The 1,421-nt window shown below is 61.4% G+C and carries 1 protein-coding gene and 1 riboswitch; the gene reads right to left on the bottom strand.

The annotated features are described in order from the left end of the window. Nucleotides 1–136 precede the first annotated feature (136 nt). The gene (locus B7G66_RS15950; RefSeq protein ID WP_003621890.1) at nucleotides 137–871 is read right to left on the bottom strand and encodes a CbtA family protein; all 735 of its coding nucleotides are present in this window, start codon (nucleotides 869–871) and stop codon (nucleotides 137–139) included. A gap of 45 nt (nucleotides 872–916) precedes the next feature. Next, nucleotides 917–1,093: riboswitch (adenosylcobalamin (AdoCbl) riboswitch) on the bottom strand. Nucleotides 1,094–1,421 lie beyond the last annotated feature (328 nt).

Raw genomic sequence — 1,421 nt, 5'->3', positions numbered from 1 at the left:
TATTTCGATCAAAAGGCGGCACCCAAAAACTTTTCTTTTTCATCCATGAGTTGTTTTCAAACACTCTCGTAAAAAAGGCGTCGCATTTTCCAAAAATGCGACGCCAGCAACATCCCCGGCAACCTGTCCGGTCGCCTCAGCCGCGCACGACCCCATGGTGGCCGTGCAGTTCGGGCATACGGTCCACCAGCAGGCCGAACACAAGGCCCAGCGCCCCCCACAACACGACCTGCATGCCAAGGGCGGCCTCGCGGAAATGCCACAGCAGGGCGGCGGGGAAATCTGCCGGGACCTCGTTGATCGTGGGCAGCGCCAGTTGCAGCACCGTCACCAGCACGACAAACAGCGCACAGCCACACAGCCATGCGGACCATGCCCCCAGACGCGCCAGCAGCGCCCGTCCCGCCAGCACCGACAGGATCATCGCACAGAGCGAGAAGACGACCATTTCAAAATAGGTCGCGGTGCGTTGCCCGATTGTTTCGGGGTTCCCCACGGCGGGCGGGTTGGCGGGATATTTCAGGTCGGGCACCAGCACGACCGCCACGAACCCCGCCGCCGCCAGCAACAGCGCCAGCATCCGTGGCGATACCTGTCCCACACGGCCAAACGCCACCGCAAACGCCAGCGCGAATACCCCCCCATACGCCGCGCCATACATGACGGACGCCGTCAGCAACCCGATGGAGGACTGCACCTTGCGGCTGACCAGTTCTTCTTCTGGCGGTTCACCTTCGGCCGCGTCATGCGCGGCCTCGAACGCGATGGCGCGATCGACCTGGGGTTCGCCGACAATCCGCGCGAAGCCAAAGGCGAGGAACGCCGCGAGAATCCCCGCAAGCATACCGCGCAGCAGGACACGCCCGGCCATCAGGCCCGCACCGGCAAAGGGAAAAGGAAGGGAATATGCATATTCATGACTCCTGCGGGGAAATCGCGTCCCCGATGGATGGAAGAAAGGATATCATGCAAAGTATCTGGCTTGGCAGGGTGCGCGCATCGACATGATGCCATGCATGCCCGCATTACAGTGGCGCGACCGCACCGGATTTTCACCGGCTTCCTTTGCATGAAAGGCCCGTTTTCATCGCAGGGCGCACCGCACAAGTCAATGCGGGGCAAAGCCGCCCCGTCGCGCCCTGCACAGCGCATCCCCCACGGGACATCCCCCACGGAACATCCCCAACAGGGCATCCCAAAGCCTGCATTCAGGACAGCGCATCTTGGGCAACGCATTCTGGGCAACACATCCCGAACAGCCATCCGGGATGACCCGCCGGTCAGATGACAGGCAGGCGCGTGAACAGGCGCACCCTCCGCGCCCGCACATCACGGCATGCCGCGTTTACGGAAAGAGCGCCACAGGATTCTTAGAAGCTGTTTGAAAAGTCAGGCTTGATAACATACTGAAATTATAAAGG

Origin of the sequence: Novacetimonas hansenii JCM 7643, from assembly GCF_000964405.1 — a bacterium.
Taxonomy (GTDB): Bacteria; Pseudomonadota; Alphaproteobacteria; order Acetobacterales; family Acetobacteraceae; genus Novacetimonas; species Novacetimonas hansenii.
Note: the sequence above shows the minus strand (reverse complement) of the source record. Positions and strands in the feature narration are given on the sequence as shown.